This is a genomic window from Hydrogenophaga sp. L99, assembly GCF_058731905.1.
This window is the reverse complement of record NZ_CM178972.1, coordinates 1,740,063-1,763,638: the sequence shown is the minus strand read 5'-3', so window position 1 is coordinate 1,763,638 and position 23,576 is coordinate 1,740,063. Positions and strand designations below refer to the sequence as shown.

The following is a 23,576-nucleotide window of genomic DNA, read 5'->3' as shown; positions in this document are numbered from 1 at the left end:
CTGCCGCGGTTCTAGATGTTGATCCAGTCCGCCTCTGCGAGCCTCACCGACAGGTACTCCACCAGTGCGCGCACCTTGGGCAACAGGAATTTCCGGGTGGGGTACACGGCATAGATGCCGAGCTCAATGGAGCGGTACTGCGGCAAAAGCTCCACCAGATCGCCGGAAGCCAGTTCACGCGCGACCAGGAAAGTGGGTTGCAGCTGGATCCCCGTCCCTCGAAGGGCCGCCGCGACGCAGGTGTCGCCATTGTTCGTCCAGATTCTTGGGTGAACCTTCACTGTCAATGGCCCGTCCGGACCAACGAATGGCCATTGGTCGCCAGCGGACAGCAGGCTGTAGCCCAACACCTCGTGCTCAACCAGTTCGGACGGATGCTTCGGTGTGCCGCGTCTCTTCAGATAAGCCGGTGAAGCGCACAGCACCAGCCTTGTAGATGCAAGCTTGCGCGAGACCAGAGAGGAATCTGGCAGTCGGGCAATCCGCACGGCCAGGTCGATGCCTTCATCAACCAGATCGATCACGCGATCGGCCAGCTGCACGTCCAGCGACACCCGGGGATGCGCCTCCAGGAACTCGCTCCACAACGGGGCCAGGTGCTGGACGCCGAAGCTGACCGGCACGCTCAGCTTCAACATGCCGGTCGCGATGTCGGTTCGGCTGGACAGCTCGGCCTCCGATGCCTCGATGCTGGCGAGGATGTCGCGGCAACGGGCCAGGAACACCTCGCCTTCCTGCGTGAGGGAGAGCCTGCGCGTGGTCCGGTGCAGGAGCCTCACACCCAGACGCTGTTCCAGCTCGGACACGTAACGCGAGACGGCGGCCTTCGACATGGTCAGGGCGTCCGCCGCGGCCACAAAACTGCCGGCGTCCACCACAGCCGCAAAGACGCGCATCTCTTGGTACTTGTCCACGATTGTTCCGATTATCTGAACTATATATGCAGAAATATAGAGTTTATCAAACTCCTTGAATTCAATAAAGTACGTCCATGCCCGCACAGCGGGTTCATCAACCTCCAAAGGAAACGTCATGAAAGTTCTCGTCATTGGTACCGGCAACATGGGCGCCGGCTTCGTCAAACAGCTCAGCGCTGCAGGCCACCAGGTCTCCGTCACGGCCCGTGATCAAACCAAGGCCCATGCACTGGCGCAGCAGTTCGGTGCGGTGGCTGTTGCATCGACTGGCTCGGCTGCGGCAGTGGACGCCATCGTCCTCGCCACGCCCTACGGCGAGGCCGTCGCCGCGTTGCGCGGTGTGGGCGACCTGACGGGCAAGACCGTCATCGACATCACGAACCCGCTCACGCCCGACTACATGGCTTTGACCCTGGGCCACAACACGTCGGCAGCCGAAGAAATTGCGAAGGCCGTGCCGGGTGCCGAAGTTGTCAAGGGCTTCAACACCGTGTTTGCGCAGGCTCTGGCCGGTGGCGCTGAATTCGGTGGTGGCCAGAAGGTCACGGTGTTCTTGGCCAGCGACAGCGATCGAGCCAAGCAGACCGCGCGTGCCCTGGCAGAAAGCATGGGTTTTCAAGTGATGGACGCCGGTGGCCTCCAGAACGCACGCTACCTGGAGCCCCTCGCGGGCCTGAACATCTATTTCGGCTACGGCGCCGGCCTGGGCACGGGCATCGCACCGACCTGGATCCACAAGAACTGAAAGGCATCCACCATGAACTCAAATACCTCCATTTTCAAGCGCCTGCTGTCGACCAACGCCGGCTGGGCTGCCCTGGCACTGCGCCTCCCGGTGGGCATGATCTTCGTCGCTCACGGCGCGCAAAAACTGTTCGGCTGGTGGGGTGGCTACGGGCTGACGGGCACCGGGCAGTGGATGGAATCCATCGGCCTGGCTCCCGGCGTGCTGATGGCCTTGCTGGCGGGTTCTGCTGAATTTTTCGGTGGCCTGGCGCTGATCGCCGGTCTGCTGGTTCGGCCCGCAGCGGCTTCACTGGCCGTGGCCATGCTCGTGGCGATCTTTGCCGTTCACCTCGACAAGGGCCTCTTCGTGGCGAACAACGGATACGAGTTTGCACTGGCCTTGCTGTCGGTCTCTGTCGCACTGGTGTTCTCGGGTGCCGGGCGCGGTTCGCTGGACCGGGTGCTCAACGAACGCCTCGCGTAACGCGGGCAACCAGGAGTCACACATGAAACCACTGCCTTCGCTCTTCATCTCGCATGGTGCACCCACCTTCGCCATCGAACCCGGCTTGGCCGGCGCGCAGCTTCGGGCGCTGGGGAGCGCGCTCGCCAAGCCCCGCGCGATCCTGGTCGTCTCCCCGCACTGGATGACGCGGGGTGTGGAGATCACGGCCGTGGCCCGCCCATCCACGGTCCACGATTTCGGCGGCTTTCCGAACGCGCTCTATGCCATCGAATACCCGGCGCCCGGTTCGCCGGAACTCGCTGCGCGGGTGCAGCAACTGCTGAACGCAAACGACATCGCAGCCACTCTGGATGCGCAGCGTGGCCTGGACCATGGCGCCTGGGTGCCGCTGTTGCACCTGTACCCGGATGCGGATGTGCCCGTGATTCAGGTGTCGATCCCGTTCAACACGGACGAAGCCCAGGCGTTTGAATTGGGGCAGGCGCTCGCTCCGCTCACGGCTGAAGGCGTGCTGGTCATTGGCTCTGGAAGCCTCACGCACAACCTCTATGAGTTCCGCCAGGGCGATGTGCAAGAGGCCGCCTATGCCCGCGAATTCACCGAGTGGATCCGAGCAGCTGTGCAGGCAGGTGACACCGCGCAACTGGTCCAAGGGCTCCAGCGCGCGCCGCATGCAGCGCGCGCTCACCCCACGACGGAACACTACCTGCCCCTGTTGGTGGCTGCTGGCGCTGCCCCCACAGCGGTTCCCGCCACGGTGCTCGATGGCGGCATCCGCCACGGTGTGTTGGCGATGGAGTCGTACGTGTTTGGCGAGCGGGTTTCGCTGAGGTTCGAGGAGCATGCTCATGCATGAAGCAGCTATCGTGATCGCCCGGCCCGAAAGGGCGACGCAGCTGGTGCTGCTGTTCCACGGCGTAGGCTCCTCCGCGGCGAACCTGGCCCCCGTCGGCGAGGCCATCGCACGAGCGCGCCCTGACGCAATGGTGGTCAGCATCGATGCACCTTTCCCATCGGGTCTTGGCAGTGGCCGGGAGTGGTTTTCGGTGCTGGGCATCACGGAGCAAAACCGGCCCGAGCGGATCGCCAAGGTGATGCCCTTGTTCCTGGACGTGATCTCGCATTGGCAGAGGACCAGTGGCGTAGGACCGGCCGGTACGGTGCTGGTGGGTTTCTCGCAAGGTGCCATTCTTTCCCTTGAATCCACGCAGGCGGTGATGGCGACGAATCTCGCAGCCCGCGTCATCGCGCTGGCGGGACGATTTGCAGTCCCTGCGCGCCAGGCGCCGCCAGGCCTTCGCTACAACCTGATCCACGGGGAGCAAGATGCGGTGGTGGCGCACACGTTTTCGATGGCAGCCGCTGAGGCTCTTCAGGCGATGGGCGGTGACGCCACGCTGGACTTGCTGCCAGGTTTGGGGCACGGTATCGATGCCCGGGCGCTCCAGCTCGTGATTGGGTATGTGGATGGAGCGATGCTCTGACGGTGCGATTCAATCACTCCCCCGGTTTGTACGCGCACCAGTGTGTGGCTGAACGCGGGGGCGTCGTCGTTGCTTGCAAAAATGCGCTTTGTCACACCCGGAATGTCGTGTGTTGTAAAGGGGAGTGAGCGGCCATGTCTGCGCGCTTTGTGATCGCCGAAAACGGCTATGCCTTGCTGATGGAACGGGACGGCCAATGGATCGAGATCGCGGCCCTTCCCGGCGGAGCGAGGGCGCTCCTGCCCGCCTCGCGTCCTGTGGACGAGGGCGCCCTGGAAAGAGCCATCGAGATCGCAGAGGACTGGCTGATGCCGCATGCAGCGCGCCTGCGCGGTGAAACCTTGGAAGTGAGCGATCCGACCAGGCGGCTGAATGCTGCTCTGAAAGCACGACGGCCCATCGTTCCAGACGCATGGAGCACCATGGAAATCGAAGCCTTGTTTCTGCAGCTCGTGGAGCTGGCGACGGGACGATTGCCACCCCAGGATGCGCTGGAATGGCCTGTGTTTGTGGCAGATGTGACCATGCTGCGTGAACTGGCTCATCACGGCCAAGTCAAGAGACTTCAAGTCTTGTAGCCGCGGGTCTCTCCAAAGATCGTCATGTGCGGTTCGAACTGAGCCGCTCCAGCGCCTGCCTCAAGACCCTTGCGTCTCACGAGGGCTGGGCACACCTGCTTTGCAGGCCACCCACATCCTGTTCCCGGCCACGGCCAGCGGCAAGAACATCGCCCTGCGCGTGGCCGCGCAGCTCGACGTGGGCCAGATCAGCGACATCACCAAAGTGATCGCCGCCGACACGTTTGAACGCCCGATCTACGCCGGCAACGCCATCGCCACGGTGCTGAGCGTGGACGCCTGTTAGCGGCGGTCTAAACCCGCGTAAATTTGGCGGCGGTAAGTGGTGGCGGAATTTGGTGACGTAATCCGGCGTTCATTTTTGGTGGCCGATTCTGGGTGCGGTTTTCGGTGCTGAGCGTGCCAACAACAAGGGCCCCGTCAGGGGCCCTTGTTGTTGGCGCGGGAGACTCGTTGGCGCTCAGAACGGCAAGTCCGTGTCAAAGTCTTCCAGTGAATCAGTGGTCACGCGCTGCGCACGCAGCAGATCCTGGATGACCCCTCCGTAATGGGTCCAGACGCGATCGCGCAGATCATCGAGCAACTCCATCACCGCCATGGCTTGTTCCGGTGTCCAGGTGTCGTCCACCGCGAATGGCAGCCCTTGGCGCAGTCCTGAAGGCGGATGCCACGGTTTCATACGGTCTCCTTTGAAGGCTTGCGCTTTACCGTGCGCGCCCGGGCATGTTCTTGCGCCTCCTTGTGCCGGTACGAGTTGCCCTTGATGCCAACAATTTCGGCGTGGTGAACTAGGCGGTCCACGAGGGCGACCACGCAGGCCGCGTTGGGGAACACTTCGCCCCACTCGGCAAAGGACTTGTTCGTGGTGATCAGCGTGCTCTTGTGCTCGTGGCGCCGGCTGATCAACTCGAACAGCAGATCGGCATACCGGCTGGAATACGACAGATACCCGACCTCATCAATGACCAGCAGCGCGGGTCTGGCGTAGTGGCGCAGTCTTGTACGCAGTGCCGAATCGCTGTCCAGGCTGGCCAACTCGCCCAGCAGCTTGCCGGCGGTGGTGAACATGACGGTGTGCCCTTGCAGCACCGCCTGATGTGCAATGTTCTGGGCAATGGTTGTCTTGCCCACGCCAGAAGGGCCCACCAGGATGGCATTGCTGGCACTGTGCAGAAACTGCAGCGTCATCAGCTCGCTCACGCTGGCCTGGTCAATCTGCTCGGGCCAGCTCCAGTCGTAATCCACCAGGGGTTTGAAGCGCCCGATGCGCGCACTGTGCAGCCGGCGCTCCATGGAGCGGCGACTTCTCTCGTGCTCCTCCCATTCCAGCAACGTGCCCACCCAGGGCTCTGTGCAGCAGGTATCCCAGTGGGACAGCACCCCGTGTAGTTGCAGCGCCTGGGCTCGGAGTTTGAGTGTGGCCGAATCAGTTGTTGGCATCGTCACCCTCCTGCGTGAGGCGGTCATAGCCGTCCAGGCTGTGGGGGCGCACGGCGATGTCGCGCGCGCGCACCTGCGCAGACAGGGCCACGCCCAGCGGGGGCGGGGTTTGCTGCTGGCTCTTGCTCTGACGCTGGCGCTCAAGCGCCAGACGAACCGCATGGGGGTGCGGCACACCGCGGCTCATGGCGTCCGTGACGGCGGCCATCATCTGCGTGCGTCCATGCACGTCCAGGAGCTCCTGCAACTCACGGGCGATCCGCCCCAACGGCTCACCCCGCTTGGCCGCCTCTGTCAGCAAATCCTGCACCTGAGGAAGCGCGTGTACCAGGCGGTCCGTGTCGCGGTGCGCTCGCGCGCCTCGCTTGTGCTGCACCAGGTCCTGCACATGGGCCTCGATCTCGATCTGCTGAGCCTTGTCCCAGCAACGCGGGTGCGAGGCCAGCGCCTGCTGGCCGTCCAGAATACGCACCTCACGCAAGCTGGCGTGCACGGTGAGGCTGCGCTGAACGTGGGTGTGGGGGATGGAATAGTCGTTCAGATCGAACCGAACGTAGGGTGTCTTGGCCGCTGTAACGCCGCGGATCTCATCGCAACAAAACGGTGTGGCCGGGATGTCCATCAGGTGCGAGCGCTCTTGGTCAAAGGCCTGCTGCACCGACAGCTGGGAGTCCTCGGGGCAGCGCCGAGCGCTGGCAGGACCAGCCACCCAGGCATCGGCCTGGGCATTGAGATCGTCGATATCGGTGAAGCTGCGTCCCTCAAAGAAGGCGGTGCGGATATAGCGGATGGCCCGCTCCACGCGCCCCTTCTCATTGCCCCGGGCCGGGGCCACGGGCCTGGCCTCGAAACGGTAGTGCGCCGAGAGTGCCAGCAGCGTGGGATTGAAGCGGATGGCCTGCCCCTTGCGTTCGAGCACCGCGCTCTTGAGGTTGTCGTACAAGACGACCCTGGGAACGCTGTGCCAGGATTCAAAGGCCTGGACGTGCCCGCGCAGGAAGCTCTCCATGTGCGCGCCCAGGAAGAAGCGCAGGAAGATGCGTCTGGACCAGGAAAGGACCATCACGAAGGCCATCAAGGGTCGGCGGGCTTGCCCGATCTGGATGTGGCCGAAGTGGCCCCAGTCGCATTGCCCCTGTTCACCGGGCAAGGTGCGCAGGCGCAAGTAGGCCTGTGCTGGGGGGCGCGGACGGTGGCGGGCGACGATGTGGCGAAAGTGGTCGGGGCGCCCCTCGTAACCGCGCTCGGCGGCCATGGTGTGCAGCCGGCTGGCCGTGAGGTTGGGGAACTGCTTCAAGGTCTCCTGGATAAAGGGCAGGTAGGGGGTCACGCCCGAAGTGCGTTGTGCGGGCACGATTGGGGCCGCGCCGGCCTGGGTGAGCACGCGCATGACGGTCTCGCGGTGCACGCCCAGCTGGGACGAGATGGTTCCCACCGGCCAGCGCTCGGCGTGGTGGTAGCGCAGGATCTGCGCCTTGAGTTCAGGTGAAATGGCCATGTGAGTCGGTACTCCATACGGAAGGTTGGGATGGATGGCGAAAGCGGCATCGCAGAAAGTCCTGACGCACAAAAGCCGAGACCGAACGGCCGCAAAACTGGCACTTGCAGCGCTGGCTTGCGTCTGGATTCAGAGCGGTTGCGTCGCTGGATGGGAGTACATCAGCGCAGGGCGGTGGTGGGCCACCCTGATGCGTCACTATTTGTTGGCGCGCGCGCCATTGCCCCTGGCGTGTGGCGTGAGCGTGGCGGCCCTTGCGGCTGTCCTGGTAGCGTTTGGCAGCGGCGCGCTGGGCGCAACTTCTGGCCTGGAGTGAGCAGACTGCGCTGCAGTAGCGCTGGCCGCGGTCGCAGTGGCTGCAGATGAGCACAGGGCTGCGACACAGGGCGCACAGAAAACGTCTGGGCGGTGGTGACGGCGGCTGTGGTGGTGCGTGTTGGGCAGTGGGCATGGGCGGTCCATTCCCATGCGTGGGCCCACGCTGCTGGACAGCCACGCCCGCTTCGTGAATACTGACAGCGGCAACGGCGCCCTCCAAAGCGGTGGGTCTCGGGGCGCGACAGTGGGTTTACCGGAAAGTGACTGTCACTGTCGCGCCTGCTTCTTACACAGGTAGGCGATATGTAACGCAAAACACCAGCGCTGCGCCATACCCCTGCGCTGGCTCAAGCCCGCTCGCCATGGCCAAAGCAGGCACGCTCAGGACACGTCTGTGCCCTGTGCAACGGGCACCCTTCGATTCAAAGGAAATTCAAAGCAGTCAGCTGACTGCCGCGGATGACCGCCACCGACTGCTTGCCGACACCAGATTTACGCGGGTTTAGAGCGCCGCTAACAGACGCCACCAAGGTGATCACCGTGCGCACCACCGGCTTCGACCCGGCGGCAGCATCCGGTAGCAGCGCCGCCGTGGAGACCCAGGCCGCGCAGGCCGACAGCGGCAAGAGCACGTTCCTGGGCAGCGGAATCGCCAAGAGCGACCGGCCCGAACTGACCGCCGCCAAGATCATCGTCAGCGGTGGCCGGGCGCTGGGCAGCGCCGAGAAGTTCAACGAAGTCATGACGCCGCTGGCCGACAAGCTGGGCGCCGCACTCGGCGCGAGCCGCGCGGCGGTGGACGCGGGCTACGCGCCGAACGACTGGCAGGTGGGCCAGACCGGCAAGATCGCGGCACCTCAGCTGTACGTGGCCTGCGGCATCTCGGGCGCCATCCAGCACTTGGCCGGCATGAAGGACAGCAAGGTGATCGTGGCGATCAACAAGGACCCCGAGGCGCCGATCTTCTCGGTGGCCGACTACGGCCTGGAGGCCGATCTGTTCACCGCCGTGCCCGATCTGATCAAGGCGCTGTAAGAAGCGAGAAGCTCGTTGTCCACGCTCAACGTTGACTGACGCTGCGAATCAAGCGGGATTCGCAAGCGCTTCAGCCCAGCGACCAGCTGGCGGCCATCGCCGGACGCTGGCTGAACGCGGCATACCACCCAGCCACTTCGGCATGGCGATCACGCCAACCGCAATCGGCGAAACGCAGGTCCAGATACCACAGCGCGCAGCCCACCGCGATGGACCCGATGTCCACCCGGTCGGCCAGCAGCTCTGGTGTGGCATTGAGCGCCGCCAGCGAGGTCTCGACCTTGTCCATCTGAGCGACTTTCCATTCGCTCCAGCGAAATGCTTCGGGGCGGGCCGCATCTTCGTAACGCGCCAGCACGGCTGCGTCCAGGATGCCGTCGCCCAGCGACTGAAGGGTGAGCGCTTCCCAGCGTGCACGACCTGTGGCGGGAATGAGCGATCCCTGTGCCAGATCGTTGAGGTACTCGCAGATCACGCGGCTGTCGTACAGCACCTGGCCATCGTCGGTGAAGAAGGTGGGAACCTTGCCCAGCGGGTTGAACGCGACGATGTCCCGGTCGCGATTGATCGGATGGGCGCTGCAGGACAGCAGGGTGATGCGTTCGTTGAGTCCCAGCTCCATGCCGGCCACCAGGCATTTGCGGACAAAGGGCGAAAAGGGGGAGAACAAGATCTTCATGGTGTGCTCGTGCTTAGAGGGTGTTGTACTGAGAGGTGCAGACACACGCTCATGTGTCCATCGTTGGCGTTTCTGCGTCGTGATCGTTCGCCGCTTCGGCATGACGGACCAGCAGGTCGTAGGTCAAGCGGATGTGCGCCTCCAGAGCCAATGCAGCGCGAGCCTCCTGTCCGGCCATGGCGGCTGTATAGATGGCGGAATGCTCTGCATGCACATCACGCTCTATGGAGTTGGCTGCTCCCAGGCGAATGGCAATGTTGCGGTAACGCTCGCCATGGCGGTAGAGCAGGGTGAGCAGGTACTGGCTCCATGGGGAGCGATGGCCCGCAATCAAAGCATCATGGAAGCGCTTGTTGGCCCGCTCCCAATGCACGGGATCCAGTCCACCGCTGGCGAGCTCCGCCTGGCTGAGGACTTCGTAGGCCGCCTTGAGCTCATTGGCCCACTGGCTGTTGCCATGCCTGATGGAGCGCCGCAGTGATTCGGTTTCGAGCATGACGCGCGTATCGGTGATGTCTTGCAGTTCGGCAAGCGAGACTTCGGCCACACGGTAGCCTCGTTGGCCTTCAACGGTCACCAGCGCGTCCGAGACCAGCAAGGCCAGGGCTTCGCGCAAGGTGCCGGCTCCGACCGAATAGTGGTCTTTGAGGTGCTCCACACGCAGCCTTGCTCCGGGACTCAAACGTCCCTGAACGATGTCCTGCCGCATGGCCAGATAGGCACCTTCGGTCAAGGTGCGCGGCGCGTCTTCGTCGGGGCGCAGGGGGTGCACATCCCGCGTGTTGCTGGGGAGCAAGGTACGGGTCTCCACGGGGAAAAATGCAAAGTCATTCGGCATGATGGCCCTCTTGCTGACGTTTGAGGCGGTACGCCAGTTGTGGCCGGGTCAGACCCAGCAGGCGGGCAGCACCCGAGAGGTTGCCACGGCTTCGCTCGACCGCCAGATGGAGCATCTGGTCTTCCAACGCAGACAGCGACAGACCGCTGTCAAAAATGCGATCACAAAGCGCCAGTTCATCAGAGGGCACAACACGGGCCAGGCGCCCCAGGGGATCGACACCCGCTTCGCGCACGCTGCTCGGCAGGTTGGGGAACAGGTGTTCAAGTTCCACCGCACCCCCCTGTTCAGCCAGGATCACACCGCGCTCGACCAGGTTTTCCAGCTCGCGCACATTGCCGGGCCAGTCATGGTGTTTCAGGGCCTGGAGCGCTCGCTCACTGAACCCCGACAGGCGTTTTTGATGCGATGCGGTGAAGCGCGCCAGCAGGTGGTTGGCGAGGGGCTCAATGTCCGACAGGCGCTCGCGCAGCGCGGGAATGGCAATCGGGTAGACATTCAACCGGTACAGCAAGTCACGCCGGAAACGGCCGTCCTTGACGGCTTCTTCCAGGTTGACGTTGGTGGCAGTGACGAGGCGCACGTTGACCTTGCGCGGCATCTCCGCCCCGAGTCGCTCGATCTCCCCTTCCTGGAGAACCCGCAGCAATTTGGCCTGTGCAGCCATCGGCAAGTCCCCAATTTCATCCAGAAACAACGTGCCACCATCGGCACGTTCAAATCGGCCGACGCGGGCTGCATGGGCCCCGGTGAAGGCCCCCTTTTCCACGCCGAACAGCTCGGACTCGATCAATTCAGCCGGTAGGGCGGCGCAGTTGATGGCGACGAAGGGTTCATTGGCCCGGTTTGAATGGGCGTGCAGGGCGCGGGCAAATCGCTCCTTTCCCACGCCGGTTTCGCCGGTCAACAGCACCGTGACCTGGGTGCACGCCGCGCGCTTCATGAGATCGTGCGCCAGCTGGAAGGCGGGCGAGCTGCCGATCAGCATGCCGCCCGAGGTGGTGGGTTCCAGCGTGGTCTTGAGCGCCTCGACCTGCTGGCTCAGCGCTTCTATCTTGTCCAGCAACGAGTCGTCCTCGAAGTACTGGAGGTGGGCGTCACCGTCGGGCCATTCGTCGATCGGCTTGCCGACGATGTGGCAATGGTCATCGCCGCAGGCGCCGCACCGGATTTCCTTGAACAGGATCAGCTTGCCCATGAAGGCGCTGGTGTAGCCGCTGGCGTAGCCCTGCAGGATCCAGCAGGCGGGCTCGTCGACCACGCCGTAGGCGAGCCGGTGGGCATGGGCCTCCCAGGAGTCGTCCCAACGGAACTCACCATCGAACTGCCCGGTGGCCGCGTCCATCTTGAGGTGCAGCGGCGTCACACGCGCCGCTCCTTCGAGCATGTGCAACTGTGGCCCGACCAGGAACATTTCTTCCAGACTGCGGTCGCCCCGCGTCTTGCGGGCAAAACCGGCGTCGTGCAGGCCGCTGGCGTAGCCCATGCGCGTGAGCAGGCGTCGGGTGTGGTCGGTGCCCACCGAGGTGATCAGGTCGCTGCGCAAAGCGCTGAGGGCCGCCGTGTGCAGCAAGACCATGCGCCGTTCACCCAGCCAGATGGCCCCACTGTGGGGTTCGAAGCGCAGCAGTCGGCGCAGATCGGCGTCGGGCGGGTAATGCAGGTGCGGTTCCACGAAGTCTCCTCATGTTCTGGGTGTCAATATCTTAATTCTCGATATTTTGAAGCAGAGACCTTCAGCCGACAAGCCCGGCGGTTCGGGATGCATTTCATCAAATGATGAAACCATGGACTTTTGGCTCGATGATTTCGTGAACCATCGGGCATTCAGAGCGGCCGGTGCCAGGGATTCAACTTGGGGTTTCCCCTGAAGTCACGATCAACGATGCGGATTTTGTAGCCGATTTTTAAGGGTATTCCCTTGAATATCGATATTTCACGCTCACCACGCCAGACCGGGCACGCGCCGTGCAATAGGTACCGGACTTCGCCACCCCTTCGCATGAAAACCGAAACCCCCACTCCCCAGCCCGAGCAACCCGCCGCGGTCAACCTGCGCGCCAAGTACGTGCGGCTGATCGAGCGCCGTCCCGACGGCCAGGTGAGCTTCGAGTTTTCCATCGGCTGGCCCGAGCTGTCGGTGGAGCTCATGCTGCCGGCCGCTGCGTTCGACGAGTTCTGCGTCCGGCACGAAGTGATCTGGCGCGACGAGCCTTTCCTTGCCACCACAACAAACGGAGACCAGCCCCAATGAACATCGACCTGCAGGCGCGCGAGATCACCCCGCTGCGCAACACCTACGACCACGTTGCCCGCCACATCGGCGGCGACAAGGTGGCCTCGCGCTACCAGGAGGCCACCTATGGTGCGCAGCCGATGGTGAACTTTCATTACCGCCCGACCTGGGACCCGGCCCACGAGCTGTTCGACGCCAGCCGGTCCAAGATCGTTCTGGCCGACTGGTACGTGCTCAAAGACCCGCGCCAGTTCTACTACGCGACCTGGACCATGACCCGTGCCAAGCAGCAGGATGCGATGGAGTCGAACTTCCAGTTCGTCGAGCAGCGTGGCATGTTGTCCATGATGTCCGACGCCCTGCGCGAGAAGGCGCTGGAGATCCTGATGCCGCTGCGCCACGCGGCCTGGGGCGCCAACATGAACAACGCGTCCATCTGTGCCTACGGCTACGGCACGGCCTTCACCGCCCCGGCCATGTTCCACGCGATGGACAACCTGGGCGTGGCGCAGTACCTGACCCGCCTGGGCCTCGCGATGGGCGATGCGCAGACGCTGGACGACGGCAAGCAGCGCTGGCTGGAAGCCCCCGAATGGCAGGGCCTGCGCCGCCTGGTCGAAGACACGCTGGTGGTCCAGGACCCGTTCGAGCTGTTCGTCGCCCAGAACCTGGCCATCGACGGCCTGCTGTATCCGCTGGTCTACGGCGCCTTCGTTGACGACCACGTTGCCCTGCAAGGCGGCACGGCCGTGGCCATGTTGACCAACTTCATGCCCGAGTGGCACGCCGAGACGGCGCGCTGGATCGACGCCGTGGTCAAGGCCGCCGCCGCCGAGTCCGACACCAACCGCGACCTGCTGCGCGGCTGGGCCACCCAGTGGGCGGACCGCGCCCAGGCCGCTCTGTCACCGATCGCCCGCCTCGCCCTGGGCGAGCCCAGCGAAGCGGCGCTCACCGAAGCCCGCGAACAGCTGCAGACCCGCCTGAACAAGGCCGGCCTGAAGGCATAAACCCCCTCTCACGGAGAAACCACATGTCCGACGTGTTCATCGCTTTCCAGGCCAACGAAGAGTCCCGCCCCGTGATCGACGCCATCGTGGCCGACAACCCCAAGGCGGTGCTCACCCACCCCACGGGTTTGGTGAAGGTCAACGCACCCAACAGCCTGACGATCCGCCGCGAAACGATTGAGGGCCTGATCGGCCGCTCCTTTGACCTGCAGCAGATCCACGTCAACCTCGTGACGATCTCGGGCTACATCGACGAAGACGACGACCAGTTCACCCTGAGCTGGAAGCACTGAACGCCAACAACCACAAGGAGACAAACATGGATACGAGAGTTGCGAGCAAGAAGCTGGGCTTGAAAGAGCGTTACGCCGCCATGACCCGCGGCCTGGGCTGGGAAACCACCTACCAGCCCATGGACAAGGTCTTTCCCTACGACAAGTACGAGGGGATCAAGATCCACGACTGGGACAAATGGCAGGACCCGTTCCGCCTGACCATGGACGCCTACTGGAAGTACCAGGGCGAGAAGGAGAAGAAGCTCTACGCGGTGATCGAGGCCTTCGCGCAGAACAACGGCCAGCTCGGCGTGACCGACGCTCGCTACATCAACGCGCTCAAGATCTTCATCCAGGGCGTGACGCCGCTGGAGTACTACGCCCACCGCGGGTTCGCCCATGTGGGGCGCCAGTTCACCGGCGAGGGCGCACGCGTGGCGGCGCAGATGCAGTCGGTGGATGAGCTGCGCCACTACCAGACCGAAACCCACGCGATCAGCCACTACAACAAGTACTTCAACGGCATGCACCATTCGAGCCACTGGTTCGATCGCGTCTGGTACCTCTCGGTGCCGAAGTCCTTCTTCGAAGACGCCTGCACCGCTGGCCCCTTCGAGTTCCTCACGGCCGTGAGCTTCTCGTTCGAATACGTGCTGACCAACCTGCTGTTCGTGCCTTTCATGAGCGGCGCGGCCAACAACGGCGACATGTCCACCGTGACCTTCGGCTTCAGCGCGCAAAGCGACGAGAGCCGTCACATGACCCTGGGCATCGAGTGCATCAAGTTCCTGCTGGAGCAGGACCCGGACAACGTGCCCATCGTTCAGCGCTGGATCGACAAATGGTTCTGGCGCGGCTACCGCCTGTTGTCCATCGTGGCCATGATGCAGGACTACATGCTGCCCAAGCGCGTGATGAGCTGGAAGGAAGCCTGGGAGATGTATGCCGAGGAGAACGGCGGCGCCTTGTTCAAGGACCTCGCGCGCTACGGCATCCGCGAGCCCGAGGGCTGGAAGCAGGCCTGCGAAGGCAAGGCCCACATCAGTCACCAGACTTGGCACGCGTTCTACAACTACAACGCCGCAGCACCCATCCACACCTGGGTTCCCACGGACGAAGAGCTGGACTGGTTGTCGGAAAAATACCCCGAGAGCTTCGACCAGTACTACCGCCCGCGGCTGGAGTATTTCCGCGAGCAACAGCAGGCCGGCAACCGCTTCTACAGCAAGACCCTGCCGATGCTGTGCAACACCTGCCAGATCCCCATGATCTTCACCGAAGAGGGGGACGCCAGCAAGATCTGCTACCGCGAGAGCGACTACAAGGCCTACAAGTACCACTTCTGCAGCGACCACTGCAAAAGCATCTTCGACCACGAGCCGGAGAAATACGTGCAGAGCTGGCTGCCGGTGCACCAGGTCTATCAGGGCCACTGCTTCAAGCCCGGCACCGACCCGACCACCGAGGGCTTCGATCCGCTGATGGCCGTGCTGGACTACTACGAGATGAACGTCGGGCGCGACAACTTCGATTTCGAAGGCTCCGAGGACCAGAAGAATTTTGCTGCCTGGAAAGGAGACACGAAATGAGCGTCGTCGCCCTGGCCCCCTACGAATTCACGCCCCTGGACGTGCGTGAAAACTTCCCGGCACCCTTGCTCTTCATCGGCTGGGAAGACCACCAACTGTTCTGTGCGCCGGTGTGTCTGCCGCTGCCGGCAGACACACCCTTCGGTGCGCTGGCGTCGGCCGTGCTGCCGGGCGTTTACGGCTACCACCCGGACTTCGCGAAGATCGACTGGAGCACGGTGCAGTGGTTCAAGTCGGGTCAGCCCTTGACGCCCGATCCGGCCAAGTCGCTGGCCGACAACGGCCTGGGACACAAGGACGTGATCCGCTTCCGCACGCCAGGGCTGACCGGCATCAAGGGCAGTTTCAGCTGAGGCGGCCATGAGCTACCAACTGACCATCGAGCCCCTGGGCGCGACCATCGATGTCGAAGATGGGCAGACCGTGCTCGACGCGGCGCTGCGGCAGGGCATCTACCTGCCGCACGCCTGCGGGCACGGCCTGTGCGGTTCCTGCAAGGTGCAGGTCTGCGACGGCGAGGTGGACCACGGCGCGGCCAACCCGTTTGCACTGATGGACTTCGAGCGCGACGAGGGCAAGACGCTGGCCTGCTGCTGCACGCTGCAGAGCGACACCACCATCGAGGCCGACATTGACGACGAGCCCGACGCCGAGGTCATCCCGGTGAGGGACTTCGCCGCCACCGTCACCCGCATCGAGGACCTGACGCCGACCATCAAGGCCATCCACCTGGCGCTGGACAAGCCCCTGCACTTTCAGGCCGGGCAATACGTGCAGTTGGAGATCCCCGGGCTGGGCGAGAGCCGCGCTTTCTCGGTGGCCAACGCCCCGTCCGATGTGACGGCTGGCGGTGCGATCGAACTGCATGTGCGCCGCGTGCCCGGTGGCGTGGGCACCGGATGGCTGCACGAACAGCTCAAGGTGGGCGACCGGCTTCGCTTGGCCGGACCCTACGGCCGTTTTTTCGTGCGCCAGTCTGCGCAGCAGCCGATGGTGTTCATGGCTGGAGGCTCGGGTTTGTCGAGCCCGCGTTCGATGATCCTGGACCTGCTCGAACACGGCTGCTCGCTGCCGATCACCTTGGTCTACGGCCAGCGATCGCGCGAGGAGCTCTACCACCACGACCAGTTCACTGCACTGGCCGCCAGGTACCCGAACTTCAGCTATGTGCCGGTGCTGTCGAACGAGGCGCAAGACTCCGACTGGGGCGGCGCGCGGGGCTTCGTGCACGACGCGGCCAAGACCCATTTCGGCGGCAACTTCGCCGGCCTCAAGGCCTACCTGTGCGGACCGCCGCCCATGATCGAAGCCTGCATCGGCACGCTGATGCAGGGCCGGCTGTTCGAGCGCGATATTTTCACCGAGAAGTTCCTTTCGGCAGCCGATGCTCACGCGACGCGCAGCCCCTTGTTTCGCAAAGTCTGATGACATGAGCCTGTTCGACACGAGACCGAAGGTGGCTGTTCATGTCGCACAGACCGGCGAACAGTACCCCTGCGCCAGCAGCGAGAGCCTGCTCACCGGCATGTTGCGCCTCGGGCGCAAAGGCATTCCGGTGGGCTGTGTCAACGGTGGCTGCGGCGTCTGCAAGGTGCGCATCCTCGACGGCGAAACCCGGGCACTCGGTCCGGTCAGTCGAGCTCACGTGACGCTCGAAGAAGAGTGCCAGGGCTACACCTTGGCCTGCCGCGTGGCACCCACGACGCCGGTGCACCTGGAAGTGGCCGGCAAATTGAGCAAACCGTTTTCCAGAGGGCGTGCAGATTCTGCGACTGCCAGCCCGATTCCTCAACAGCAGTAGTCAAAACGAAGGAGACAGATCATGGGTGTGATGCGACTCGGGCACGCCAGCCTGAAGGTGATGGACATGGACGCTGCGATCAAGCACTACGAAAACGTGCTCGGCCTCAAGACCACCATGAAGGACAAGGCAGGCAACGTCTATCTCAAGTGCTGGGACGAATGGGACAAGTACTCCATGATCCTCACGCCGTCGGATCAGGCGGGTTTGAACCACATGGCCTACAAGGTCGAGCAGGACGCAGACCTCGACGACCTGCAGAAAAAGATCGAGGCCTGGGGCATCAAGACCACGGTGCTGCCTGAGGGAACGCTGCCGTCCACCGGCCGCATGCTGCAGTTCAATCTGCCCAGCGGCCACGAGATGCGCCTGTACGCGATGAAGGAATACGTGGGCACGGAAGTCGGCACCACCAACCCCGACCCGTGGCCGGACGGTCTCAAGGGCGCGGGCGCCCATTGGCTGGACCACCTGTTGCTGATGTGCGAGATGAACCCGCCTGAAGGCATCAACACCGTGGCCGACAACACGCGCTTCATGACCGAGGCGCTGGACTTCTTCCTGACCGAGCAGGTGCTGGTCGGCCCCGAAGGCAACATGCAGGCCGCCACCTGGATGAGCCGCACCACCACGCCACACGACATCGCGTTCGTGGGCGGTCCGCGCAGCGGCCTGCACCACATCGCCTTCTTCCTTGACTCCTGGCACGACGTGCTCAAGGCCGCCGATGTGATGGCCAAGACCAAGACCAAGATCGACGTCGCCCCCACGCGCCACGGCATCACGCGCGGCGAGACCATCTACTTCTTCGACCCGAGTGGCAACCGCAACGAGACCTTCGCGGGCCTGGGCTACCTGGCCCAGCGCGACCGGCCGGTCACCACCTGGACCGAAGACATGCTGGGCAGCGGCATCTTCTATCACACGGGGGACCTGGTGGCCTCCTTCACCGACGTGTACACCTGAAGCATTCGGTTCTCCCCCCGCGCCGCTTCGCGTCACCCCCCAGGGGGGCGATGCGAGTGGCCCGGCGGAGCCGGTTCCACCGCATCCTGGGATCGGGCACTTCGCGCCGGAAGCATCCCCCTTTCCCTGTTGTCTTGATCCTCAGTTCATGACGCCTCCACTCTCAGTTCCCTCTTCCGTGATCACCGCACAGGCGGCCTCGCTGGCCTGCCAGGCGGCGGTGGCGCACGCAGAAGTTTTGGGCATACGCATCAACGTGGCGGTGACCGATGCCTCTGGCACGCTCACCGCCTTCTTGCGCATGCCCCATGCGTTTCTGCATTCGATCGACATCGCGATCGACAAGGCCTACACGGCTTCGAGTTTCGGCTTTCCCACCAGCCAGTGGCCGCAGTTGCTGGCGGGCGACGAGGCGCTGAAGCTGGGCCTCCCGCTGCGCCCGCGCCTGGTGGTCTTCGGCGGCGGCCTGCCCATCGCTGCGGACGGTGCCCGCCTGGGCGGCATCGGTGTCTCCGGTGGCTCGGCCGAGCAGGACGAGGCCTGTGCCCGCGCCGGCTTGCAGGCCTTGGGCCTGGATTGATTTTCTACTTCACGCACGCACCATGAAACAGTTCCACAACTTCATCAACGGCGAGTTCGTCGCAACGGCCAAGACCTTCGAGAACCGCAACCCGGCGACCAACGCCGTGGTTGGCATGGTCCATGAAGCCGGCCAGGCCGAGGTGGACGCCGCCGTCGCCGCCGCACACGCGGCGCTCAAGGGCGACTGGGGCCGCATGAGCGTGGTCAAGCGCACCGAGCTGCTGCACGCCGTGGCCGACGAGATCAACCGCCGCTTCGACGATTTTCTCGAAGCCGAACTGGCTGACACCGGCAAGCCGCGCTCGCTTGCCAGCCACATCGACATCCCGCGCGGCGCGGCCAACTTCAAGGTGTTCGCCGACATCGTGAAGAACGCGCCGACCGAGAGCTTCCAGATGACCACGCCCGACGGCGGTACCGCCGTGAGCTACGCGATCCGCTCGCCGCTGGGCGTGGTCGGCGTGATCTGTCCCTGGAACCTGCCGCTGCTGCTCATGACCTGGAAGGTCGGCCCGGCGCTGGCCTGCGGCAACACCGTGATCGTCAAGCCCTCGGAAGAAACCCCCGCCACCGCCACGCTGCTGGGCGAAGTCATGAACGCGGTGGGCGTGCCCAAGGGCGTGTACCAGGTGCTGCACGGCTTCGGCCCCGGCTCGGCCGGCGAGTTCATCACCCAACACCCGCGCGTCAACGGCATCACCTTCACCGGCGAAACCCGCACCGGCGAGGCCATCATGGCCGCCGCTGCCAAGGGCGTGCGACCGGTCAGCTTCGAACTCGGTGGCAAGAACGCCGGCGTCGTGTTCGCCGACGCCGACTTCGACAAGGCGGTCGCCGGCATCACGCGCAGCGCGTTCGAAAACTGTGGCCAGGTCTGCCTGGGCACCGAACGCGTGTACGTGCAGCGCCCCATCTTCGACAAGTTTGTCGCCGCGCTGAAGGAGAAGGCCATGGGCCTGAAGCTCGGCGGCCCCGACACCCCGGGTGTGGGCATCGGTCCGCTGATCTCGGCCGAACACAAGGCCAAGGTGCTGTCCTACTACGCCAAGGCCCAGGCCGAAGGTGCCAACGTGGTCACCGGCGGCGGCGCGCCCGAGATGGCCGGTGAACTGGCCCAGGGCCACTTCGTGCAGCCCACCATCTGGACCGGCCTGCCCGAGAGCGCCAGTGTGATCCGCGAAGAGATCTTCGGCCCTTGCTGCCACATCGCCCCCTTCGACACGGAAGAGGAAGCGATTGCGCTGGCCAACGCCACCGACTACGGCCTGGCCACCACCGTGTGGACGCAGAACCTCGGCACCGCACACCGCATGGCCGCGGCGATCGAGGTGGGCCTGTGTTGGATCAACAGCTGGTTCCTCCGCGACCTGCGCACCGCTTTCGGTGGCGCCAAAGCCTCGGGTATCGGCCGCGAAGGCGGCGTGCACTCGCTGGAGTTCTACACCGAACTGCGCAACGTCATGGTGAAGCTGTGACGCTGCCCCACCACCACGTCATCAAAACACAGGCAAACCCATGAACGCACCTCACAACCCCGAAGTCGCCCGCAGCGTCCGCACCGGCACGTTCAGCAGCAACGTCCACGACCTGGGCGCATCGCGGCCAGGCCAGCCGCCCGTGCTGTTCATCCACGGCTCTGGCCCGGGCGTCAGCGCCTGGGCCAACTGGCGCCTGGCGATGCCCGTGATCGCCCAGGAGCGCCGCGTCATCGCGCCCGACATGGTGGGATTCGGTTACACCGACCGGCCCGCCAACATCGACTACCGCATGGACACCTGGGTCCAACAGGCGCTGGACGTGATGGACGCCCTGGGCGTGGAGCAGGCCGACGTGGTCGGCAACTCCTTTGGCGGCGCGCTCTCGCTGGCGCTCGCCATCCGCGCGCCACAGCGTGTGCGCCGCCTCGTGCTGATGGGCTCCGTTGGCGTGCCGTTCCCGATCACGCCCGGACTCGACGCCGTGTGGGGCTACCAACCCTCGCTGGAGACCATGAAAGGCCTGCTCGACATCTTTGCGCACAGCCGTGCCCTCGTCACCGACGAGCTGGCCCAGCTGCGCTACCAGGCCAGCATCCGACCGGGCTTTCAGGAATCGTTCTCGGCCATGTTCCCCGCTCCGCGCCAGCGCTGGGTGGATGCGATGGCCAGCCCAGAGTCCGCGATCCGCGCGCTGCCGCACGAAACGCTGGTGATCCATGGCCGTCAAGATAAGGTGATTCCCCTGCAGACCTCGCTCACGCTGGCGGACTGGATTCCCAACAGCCAGCTGCATGTCTTCGGCCACTGTGGCCACTGGACGCAGATCGAACACGCGGTGCGCTTTGCACAACTGGTCGCCAATTTCCTGGCTGAAGCCGACAACAACCCTCCACAAAACTGACACCATGATTTCCATCGACACCCTCGGCGACGAGCTGTACACCGCCTTGCGCGGGCGGCACACCATCGAACCCCTCTCAGACCGGCACCCGGAACTGACGATCGAGCAGGCCTACCGCATCCAGGAACGCATGATGCTGCGCCGCCGCCAGGACGGTGAACGCATCGTGGGCAAGAAGATCGGCGTGACCTCGGCCGCCGTGATGAACATGCTGGGCGTTCACCAGCCCGACTTTGGCTGGCTGACCGATGCCATGATCGTCAACCAGGGCGAGGCGATCGACACTTCCACGCTGATCCAGCCCAAGGCCGAGGGCGAGATCGCCTTCCTGCTCAAGCGCGACCTGATGGGCCCGGGCGTGGGTGTGGCCGACGTGCTGGCGGCGACCGAGTGCGTGATGCCCTGCTTCGAGATCGTCGATTCGCGCATCCGCGACTGGAAGATCAAGATCACCGACACCGTGGCCGACAACGCCTCGTGCGGCGTCTTCGTGCTGGGCGACCGCGCGGTCAGCCCGCTCGATGTGGACCTGCACACCTGCGGCATGGTGCTGGAGAAAAACGGCGAGATCGTGGCCACCGGCGCGGGCGCTGCGGCACTGGGCTCGCCGCTGAACGCCGTGGCCTGGCTGGCCAACACCATGGGACGCCTGGGCATTGGCCTGAAAGCGGGCGACGTGATCCTCTCGGGCGCATTGGCGGCCATGTTCCCGGCGCAGAAGGGCGACCACTTCCGCGTCTCCATTGGTGGCCTGGGCGAATGCTCGGTGCGCTTCAACTGACCCCCGCCCTTCACCGAGCGCATACCACCATGACCTTCGACAAACCCACCATCGACACCCTGGCCGACTTGCTGGAGAACTGCCAGCTGCAGGTGCAGGACACGCACAAGATCACCGACGACTTCCCCGACATGGACTGGGAAGACGCCTACGCCATCCAGGCCGCGATCCTCGCGCGCAAGCTCGCGCGCGGTCAGCGCCTGATCGGCCTGAAGGCCGGCCTGACCTCGTTCGCCAAGATGAAGCAGATGGGCGTGAACTCGCCCGTGTTCGGCTTCATGACCGACGACTACGCCGTGCCGCACGGCGGCGAGGTCAAGACCACCGAGCTCATCCACCCCAAGGTGGAACCCGAGATCGCCTTTGTCACGAAGAAGGCGCTGAGCGGCCCGGGTTGCCATATCGGCACGGTGCTGGACGCCACCGACTTCGTCTTGCCCGGCATCGAGGTGATCGACAGCCGCTACCGCGACTTCAAGTTCGACCTGAAAAGCGTGATCGCCGACAACACCTCGGCCGCGCGCTTCGTGGTGGGTGGCAGCCCCACGCGCCTGGCCGGCCTGGACCTGCGCACGGTCGGCATCGTGATGGAGAAAAACGGCGTGCCCGTGGCCTTCGGCGCCGGTGCGGCCGTGCTCGGCCACCCGGCCACGGCGATCGCCATGTTGGCCAACCACCTGGGCGCACGCGGCCAGGAAATCCCTGCGGGCACGCTGATCCTGTCCGGTGGCATCACCGAGGCGGTGGCCGTCACCGCCGGCGATCACGTGAGCTTGCGCGTGCAGGGCATGGGCAGCACCGGCCTGCGTTTCATCTGACCCGACAAGGAGCATCACCATGCCGTTCGCACAGGTTTACATGATCGAAGGCCGCACCGAAGAGCAGAAGCGCGCCGTGATCGAGAAGGTCAGTGCCGCCCTGGTCGAAGCCACCAGCGCGCCCAAGGAAAGCGTGCGCGTGTGGATCACCGAAGTGCCCAAGACCAACTGGGGCATCGCCGGCCAGACCGCCAAAGACCTCGGGCGCTGAGCCCACATTGTTCCAAGGAAACTTCATGAAGAAAATCAAATGTGCCTTGATCGGGCCGGGCAACATCGGCACCGACCTGCTGGCCAAGCTGCAGCGCAGTGCCGTGCTGGAGCCGGTGTGGATGGTGGGCATCGACCCCAACTCCGACGGCCTGAAACGTGCCAAAGAGATGGGCATCAAGACCACCGCTGACGGCGTGGACGGCCTGATTCCGCACATGAAGGCCGACGGCGTACAGATCGTGTTCGACGCCACCAGCGCCTACGTGCACGCCGAGAACTCGCGCAAGGTCAACGCACAGGGCGCGATGATGATCGACCTCACGCCTGCGGCCATCGGCCCCTACTGCGTGCCGCCGGTCAACCTCAAACAGCACGTGGGCCAGCGCGAGATGAACGTCAACATGGTCACCTGCGGTGGCCAGGCCACGATCCCCATGGTCTACGCCGTCTCGCGCGTGCAGCCGGTGGCCTACGGCGAGATCGTCGCCACCGTCTCCAGCCGCTCGGTCGGCCCGGGCACGCGCAAGAACATCGACGAGTTCACGCGCACCACGGCCGGAGCGGTCGAGAAGGTGGGTGGCGCCAAGAAGGGCAAGGCCATCATCGTGATCAACCCGGCCGAGCCGCCGCTGATCATGCGCGACACGGTGCATTGCCTCGTGGAAGGCACGCCCGACCAGGCCGCGATCACGAAGTCCATCCACGACATGATCAAGGAAGTGCAGAAGTACGTGCCGGGCTACAAGCTGGTCAATGGCCCGGTGTTCGACGGCCAGCGCGTCTCGGTCTTCATGGAGGTCGAAGGCCTGGGTGACTACCTGCCCAAGTACGCCGGCAACCTGGACATCATGACGGCCGCCGCCGCGCGCACGGCCGAGATGTTTGCCGAAGAAATCCTCAAGGGCGAACTCGTGCTCGAAGCCGTGCCCGCCTGAACCCGAAGACAA

Annotated in this window: 27 protein-coding genes and 2 pseudogenes; 22 read left to right on the top strand and 7 right to left on the bottom strand. The window is 64.4% G+C overall.

What is annotated here, in order from left to right; genetic code table 11:
• Positions 1–11 precede the first annotated feature (11 nt).
• The gene (locus AC4QBL_RS08405) at positions 12–1,034 is read right to left on the bottom strand and encodes a LysR family transcriptional regulator (protein ID WP_472907252.1); all 1,023 of its coding nucleotides are present in this window, start codon (positions 1,032–1,034) and stop codon (positions 12–14) included.
• Between AC4QBL_RS08405 and AC4QBL_RS08400 the strand changes: the two genes are divergently transcribed.
• From AC4QBL_RS08400 to AC4QBL_RS08375, 6 genes and pseudogenes are all read left to right on the top strand, one after another.
• Positions 1,033–1,662 (top strand): NADPH-dependent F420 reductase, encoded by a 630-nt coding sequence (locus AC4QBL_RS08400; protein ID WP_472907251.1) that lies wholly within the window; start codon positions 1,033–1,035, stop codon positions 1,660–1,662. The genes AC4QBL_RS08405 and AC4QBL_RS08400 overlap by 2 nt on opposite strands.
• Positions 1,663–1,674: 12 nt before the next feature.
• Positions 1,675–2,127, top strand: a complete 453-nt coding sequence (locus tag AC4QBL_RS08395) for a DoxX family protein (protein WP_472907250.1) — start codon at positions 1,675–1,677, stop codon at positions 2,125–2,127.
• A gap of 22 nt (positions 2,128–2,149) precedes the next feature.
• Complete coding sequence (locus tag AC4QBL_RS08390) at positions 2,150–2,965, top strand: DODA-type extradiol aromatic ring-opening family dioxygenase (protein ID WP_472907249.1); 816 nt, start codon at positions 2,150–2,152, stop codon at positions 2,963–2,965.
• Positions 2,958–3,593: an esterase gene (ypfH, locus tag AC4QBL_RS08385; protein WP_472907248.1), complete on the top strand. Its 636-nt coding sequence runs from the start codon at positions 2,958–2,960 to the stop codon at positions 3,591–3,593. The genes AC4QBL_RS08390 and ypfH overlap by 8 nt, the downstream gene beginning before the upstream one ends.
• Before the next feature lie 134 nt (positions 3,594–3,727).
• Positions 3,728–4,171, top strand: coding sequence for a hypothetical protein (locus AC4QBL_RS08380; protein ID WP_472907247.1), 444 nt, complete (start codon positions 3,728–3,730; stop codon positions 4,169–4,171).
• A gap of 109 nt (positions 4,172–4,280) precedes the next feature.
• Positions 4,281–4,451: pseudogene (locus AC4QBL_RS08375) on the top strand (electron transfer flavoprotein subunit alpha/FixB family protein); the annotation flags it as partial.
• A 180-nt stretch (positions 4,452–4,631) separates the two neighbouring features.
• Here AC4QBL_RS08375 and AC4QBL_RS08370 read toward each other — a convergent pair.
• The 3 genes from AC4QBL_RS08370 to istA are packed head-to-tail and all read right to left on the bottom strand — an operon-like array spanning position 4,632 to position 7,109.
• Positions 4,632–4,850, bottom strand: coding sequence for a hypothetical protein (locus tag AC4QBL_RS08370; RefSeq protein ID WP_472901141.1), 219 nt, complete (start codon positions 4,848–4,850; stop codon positions 4,632–4,634).
• On the bottom strand, positions 4,847–5,611 hold the full coding sequence (gene istB, locus AC4QBL_RS08365) for an IS21-like element helper ATPase IstB (protein ID WP_472906280.1): 765 nt from the start codon (positions 5,609–5,611) through the stop codon (positions 4,847–4,849). Before istB ends, AC4QBL_RS08370 begins: the two co-directional genes overlap by 4 nt.
• Entirely contained in the window at positions 5,598–7,109 is a 1,512-nt protein-coding gene (gene istA, locus AC4QBL_RS08360; RefSeq protein WP_472906279.1) for an IS21 family transposase, read from the bottom strand. The genes istB and istA overlap by 14 nt, the downstream gene beginning before the upstream one ends.
• An 834-nt stretch (positions 7,110–7,943) precedes the next feature.
• Between istA and AC4QBL_RS08355 the strand changes: the two are divergent.
• Positions 7,944–8,462 (top strand): annotated as a pseudogene (locus AC4QBL_RS08355) (electron transfer flavoprotein subunit alpha/FixB family protein); the annotation flags it as partial.
• Positions 8,463–8,532: 70 nt separating this feature from the next.
• Here AC4QBL_RS08355 and AC4QBL_RS08350 read toward each other — a convergent pair.
• Genes AC4QBL_RS08350 through AC4QBL_RS08340 form a run of 3 tightly spaced genes read right to left on the bottom strand, consistent with a single transcriptional unit; the run spans position 8,533 to position 11,654 of the window.
• Positions 8,533–9,141, bottom strand: a complete 609-nt coding sequence (locus tag AC4QBL_RS08350; RefSeq protein ID WP_472908279.1) for a glutathione S-transferase — start codon at positions 9,139–9,141, stop codon at positions 8,533–8,535.
• 49 nt (positions 9,142–9,190) lie between these two features.
• Positions 9,191–9,979, bottom strand: coding sequence for a GntR family transcriptional regulator (locus AC4QBL_RS08345; RefSeq protein WP_472908280.1), 789 nt, complete (start codon positions 9,977–9,979; stop codon positions 9,191–9,193).
• A complete protein-coding gene (locus tag AC4QBL_RS08340; RefSeq protein WP_472908281.1) occupies positions 9,969–11,654 on the bottom strand; it encodes a sigma 54-interacting transcriptional regulator in 1,686 nt (561 codons plus the stop codon). The genes AC4QBL_RS08345 and AC4QBL_RS08340 overlap by 11 nt, the downstream gene beginning before the upstream one ends.
• Before the next feature lie 327 nt (positions 11,655–11,981).
• On the opposite strand from AC4QBL_RS08340, the gene AC4QBL_RS08335 reads away from it, so the two are divergent.
• From AC4QBL_RS08335 to AC4QBL_RS08265, 15 genes are all read left to right on the top strand, one after another.
• A complete protein-coding gene (locus AC4QBL_RS08335; RefSeq protein ID WP_472908282.1) occupies positions 11,982–12,233 on the top strand; it encodes a phenol hydroxylase subunit in 252 nt (83 codons plus the stop codon).
• Positions 12,230–13,225 (top strand): aromatic/alkene monooxygenase hydroxylase subunit beta, encoded by a 996-nt coding sequence (locus tag AC4QBL_RS08330; protein ID WP_472908283.1) that lies wholly within the window; start codon positions 12,230–12,232, stop codon positions 13,223–13,225. Before AC4QBL_RS08335 ends, AC4QBL_RS08330 begins: the two co-directional genes overlap by 4 nt.
• A gap of 23 nt (positions 13,226–13,248) precedes the next feature.
• On the top strand, positions 13,249–13,518 hold the full coding sequence (locus AC4QBL_RS08325) for an MmoB/DmpM family protein (protein WP_472908284.1): 270 nt from the start codon (positions 13,249–13,251) through the stop codon (positions 13,516–13,518).
• 26 nt (positions 13,519–13,544) lie between these two features.
• Complete coding sequence (locus AC4QBL_RS08320; RefSeq protein WP_472908285.1) at positions 13,545–15,089, top strand: aromatic/alkene/methane monooxygenase hydroxylase/oxygenase subunit alpha; 1,545 nt, start codon at positions 13,545–13,547, stop codon at positions 15,087–15,089.
• Positions 15,086–15,442 carry a phenol hydroxylase subunit P4 gene (locus AC4QBL_RS08315; protein ID WP_472908286.1) on the top strand — a complete coding sequence of 119 codons (357 nt, stop codon included), beginning with the start codon at positions 15,086–15,088 and terminating at the stop codon, positions 15,440–15,442. Before AC4QBL_RS08320 ends, AC4QBL_RS08315 begins: the two co-directional genes overlap by 4 nt.
• A 7-nt stretch (positions 15,443–15,449) precedes the next feature.
• Positions 15,450–16,514 carry an NADH:ubiquinone reductase (Na(+)-transporting) subunit F gene (locus tag AC4QBL_RS08310; protein WP_472908287.1) on the top strand — a complete coding sequence of 355 codons (1,065 nt, stop codon included), beginning with the start codon at positions 15,450–15,452 and terminating at the stop codon, positions 16,512–16,514.
• A gap of 4 nt (positions 16,515–16,518) precedes the next feature.
• Positions 16,519–16,890 carry a 2Fe-2S iron-sulfur cluster binding domain-containing protein gene (locus AC4QBL_RS08305; RefSeq protein ID WP_472908288.1) on the top strand — a complete coding sequence of 124 codons (372 nt, stop codon included), beginning with the start codon at positions 16,519–16,521 and terminating at the stop codon, positions 16,888–16,890.
• 21 nt (positions 16,891–16,911) lie between these two features.
• The gene (locus AC4QBL_RS08300; protein ID WP_472908289.1) at positions 16,912–17,856 is read left to right on the top strand and encodes a catechol 2,3-dioxygenase; all 945 of its coding nucleotides are present in this window, start codon (positions 16,912–16,914) and stop codon (positions 17,854–17,856) included.
• Positions 17,857–18,004: 148 nt separating this feature from the next.
• Positions 18,005–18,436 (top strand): GlcG/HbpS family heme-binding protein, encoded by a 432-nt coding sequence (locus AC4QBL_RS08295; RefSeq protein ID WP_472908290.1) that lies wholly within the window; start codon positions 18,005–18,007, stop codon positions 18,434–18,436.
• A 22-nt stretch (positions 18,437–18,458) separates the two neighbouring features.
• Positions 18,459–19,913 carry a 2-hydroxymuconic semialdehyde dehydrogenase gene (locus tag AC4QBL_RS08290; protein ID WP_472908291.1) on the top strand — a complete coding sequence of 485 codons (1,455 nt, stop codon included), beginning with the start codon at positions 18,459–18,461 and terminating at the stop codon, positions 19,911–19,913.
• A gap of 40 nt (positions 19,914–19,953) precedes the next feature.
• Positions 19,954–20,817, top strand: a complete 864-nt coding sequence (locus AC4QBL_RS08285; RefSeq protein WP_472908292.1) for an alpha/beta fold hydrolase — start codon at positions 19,954–19,956, stop codon at positions 20,815–20,817.
• A 4-nt stretch (positions 20,818–20,821) separates the two neighbouring features.
• Positions 20,822–21,598: a 2-oxopent-4-enoate hydratase gene (dmpE, locus tag AC4QBL_RS08280; protein WP_472908293.1), complete on the top strand. Its 777-nt coding sequence runs from the start codon at positions 20,822–20,824 to the stop codon at positions 21,596–21,598.
• A 29-nt stretch (positions 21,599–21,627) separates the two neighbouring features.
• Entirely contained in the window at positions 21,628–22,416 is a 789-nt protein-coding gene (gene dmpH / locus AC4QBL_RS08275) for a 2-oxo-3-hexenedioate decarboxylase (protein ID WP_472908294.1), read from the top strand.
• 19 nt (positions 22,417–22,435) lie between these two features.
• A complete protein-coding gene (thmT, locus tag AC4QBL_RS08270; protein WP_492131647.1) occupies positions 22,436–22,627 on the top strand; it encodes a 2-hydroxymuconate tautomerase in 192 nt (63 codons plus the stop codon).
• A 25-nt stretch (positions 22,628–22,652) separates the two neighbouring features.
• On the top strand, positions 22,653–23,564 hold the full coding sequence (locus tag AC4QBL_RS08265) for an acetaldehyde dehydrogenase (acetylating) (protein WP_472908295.1): 912 nt from the start codon (positions 22,653–22,655) through the stop codon (positions 23,562–23,564).
• Positions 23,565–23,576: the final 12 nt, after the last annotated feature.